Source organism: Algoriphagus sp. AK58, assembly GCF_014324365.1.
Lineage (GTDB): Bacteria > Bacteroidota > Bacteroidia > Cytophagales > Cyclobacteriaceae > Algoriphagus.
On the sequence record NZ_QEIG01000040.1, the window covers coordinates 1 to 3331 of the forward strand.

The following is a 3331-nucleotide window of genomic DNA, read 5'->3' on the forward strand; positions in this document are numbered from 1 at the left end:
AAGCTTCATGGTATCGGACCTCCAGTTGACTTCAGAGGAAACCAGCATGGTTACGATCACCTTCAGTGAGGCGGTCACGGGTTTAACGGCTGCCGATTTTACGGTAGCCAACGGGACACTGAGCGGATTGAGTACTGCGGACGGAGGGATTACCTGGACTGCCACACTGACTCCCGACATCGGAGTGGAAGACCCGACCAATGTGATCACGCTGGATAACACGGGATATCAGGATGCAGCCGGCAATGAAGGCACAGGCACCACAGATTCGAACAACTATGCGGTGGATACCCAGCGTCCTACTGCTACCATCACGGTTGCCGACACCCAGCTTACGGTTGGAGAGACGACTATAGTTACGATCGCCTTCAGTGAAGCGGTGACCGGATTGAGCCTTGGAGATTTTATCGTTTCAAACGGACTTTTGGGAAGCCTGAGCACCGAGGACAACATGACCTACACCGCAATCTTGACCCCTTTGCCCAATACCGAAGATGCAACCAATGTGATCCGGTTGGATAATGCCGGTTTCCGGGATTTAGCGGGTAATTCAGGTTCGGGAACTACCGATTCGAACAACTATCTGGTGGATACACAGCCTCCATTGGTAAACACCCAGAATATCACGATTCAGCTGGATGGCACTGGCAACGTCAGTATCCAGGCCAACCAGGTTGACGATAACAGTACCGACGGATTTGGAATCGCAAATCTGATGATCGACCAAACTGATTTCGACTGCACCAACGTAGGACCAAACACGGTGATCCTGACAGTAACCGATGTCAACGGCAATACGGCCACAGGTACCGCCACAGTAACGGTAGAGGATACAACCGCGCCTACAGTGACGACCCGAAACCTCACGGTTCAGCTGGATGCGACAGGCAATGCTAGCATCACGGCAGCCCAGCTGAACAATGGCAGTACGGACGCCTGCGGAATCCAGAGCATCACGGCAAGCAAGACCAGCTTCGACTGCAGCAACGTGGGACCGAACATCGTGACCCTGACCGTGACGGATGTGAACGGCAACACAGCCACCGGCACGGCAACGGTAACGGTGGAAGACAACACGGCTCCGGTGGTGAACACGCAAAACATCACGGTTCAGCTGGACGCTACAGGCAATGCCAGCATCACGGCAGATCAATTGAACAATGGAAGCACCGATTCCTGCGGGATCCAGAGCATCACGGCAAGCAAAACCACCTTCGACTGCACCAACGTGGGAACGAATACGGTCACCCTGACCGTGACGGATGTGAACGGCAACCAGGCTACGGGCACGGCAACGGTAACGGTAGAAGACAACACGGCTCCGACAGTGACAACCCGAAACCTCACGATCCAACTGGACGCTACAGGCAATGCCAGCATCACGGCAGATCAATTGAACAATGGAAGCACCGATGCCTGCGGGATCCAGAGCATCACGGCAAGCAAAACCACGTTCGATTGCACTAACGTGGGACCGAACACCGTGACCCTGACAGTGACGGATGTAAACGGCAACACGGCTACGGGCACAGCAATCGTCACGGTAGAGGACACCACAGCTCCAATTGTACAGACCCGAAGCATCACGATCCAACTGGATGCGACAGGCAATGCCAGTATCATGGCAGCCCAACTGGACAACGGAAGTACGGATGCCTGCGGAATCCAGAGTATCACGGCAAGCAAAACCACGTTCGATTGCACTAACGTAGGACCGAATACGGTCACCCTGACGGTAACGGATGTCAACGGCAATACGGCCACAGGCACTGCAATCGTCACGGTAGAAGATAACATCGCTCCGGTGGTGAACACCCGAAACCTCACGGTCCAACTTGATGCGACAGGCAATGCGAGCATTACTGCTGAACAGATCAACAATGGCAGTACGGACGCCTGCGGAATCCAGAGCATTACGGCAAGCAAGACCAGCTTCGACTGCACCAACGTGGGACCGAATACGGTCACCCTGACCGTGACGGATGTGAACGGCAATACGGCCACGGGCACCGCCACGGTAACGGTAGAGGACACCACAGCTCCAATTGTACAGACCCGAAACCTCACGATCCAACTGGATGCGACAGGCAATGCGAGCATTACTGCTGAACAGATCAACAATGGCAGTACGGACGCATGCGGAATCCAGAGCATTACGGCAAGCAAGATCGCCTTCGACTGTAGCAATGTGGGACCGAACAACGTGACCCTGACGGTAACCGATGTGAACGGCAATACGGCTACGGGCACGGCAACGGTAACGGTAGAAGACAAGCTGGCACCGGTTCCTTCACAGTCCCAATTACCGGTGATCACAGCGGTTTGCAGTCTTGACACGCTGACTCCTCCAAGGGCCACAGACAACTGCCAGGGAACCCTGGTTGCGACTACAGCGACAGTTCTGCCGATCAGTGAAAGCACCGTTGTGACCTGGGTATTTACAGATCCAAGCGGGAACAGGACACAACAGACGCAGGAGGTTAGAATTGTGGATGGCACATCACCGGAGATCAGGGAAGTTCCGGAGGATTTTGAAGTGATTCTGTACAGTGACAGGCCTTACGTGCTGGCAGACTTCACGCAAATTGCCAAAGCGTCGGACAACTGTAAGCTGGTGAGCTTTAGCCAAACTCCTCAGGCGGGCACAGTATACTCCCAGCCGGGAGAAGTGGTGGTTACGTTGACGGCGAGAGACAGTTTTGACAATGAGACGAAGGTCAGCTTCACCATCACGCTGAGCAACCGTCTGATTATCGGTCTGGTAAATCCGGAGATGATCACTGTTCCGTGGAATACTCCTCCGGCAGCGATCAGCTTACCGGCCTCCGTCCGGGTGACGCTTTCAAACGGAGAGCAGGCAGCCCTTCCGGTAACCTGGAACACGGCAGGATATAATCCGTTGCTGTCGGCAGTGTACCCCTTGACGGGAACGCTTCAGCTGGGGGATATTGAGAATCCGGATAACTTCAGCCCCACCCAGTTGATTCTGGTACAGGATAAGCTTCCGCCAACGGATATTCTTTTGTCCAACAATGAATTTGGGGCCAATACATCGACCAACCAGTCGATAGGCGTACTGACCACGGTCGATGCACAGGACAATATACATACCTACGGGCTGGTAAATGTGCAGGGCAACGATGGACAGTATTTCCGAGTTGAAGGCAACCAGCTGTATCTGAACACAGAGGATCCCCTTCCGGGCAAAACCCTGTTTACGATTGTGGTAAGGAGTACCGACAGGGTGGGCAATTCGATCGAGAGAACCTTTGTGCTCAACAGAACCCGGATTCCGGTGAATGAGGTGGAGATTTTCAATTCTTTCACACCG

The 3331-nt window shown here is 54.0% G+C and carries 1 protein-coding gene; it reads left to right on the top strand.

Translation table 11 applies throughout. From position 1 onward, the window contains the following. Positions 1-3331, top strand: a 3331-nt coding sequence (locus tag DDT91_RS20305; RefSeq protein ID WP_187178036.1) for an Ig-like domain-containing protein, incomplete at both ends; no start/stop codon positions are given.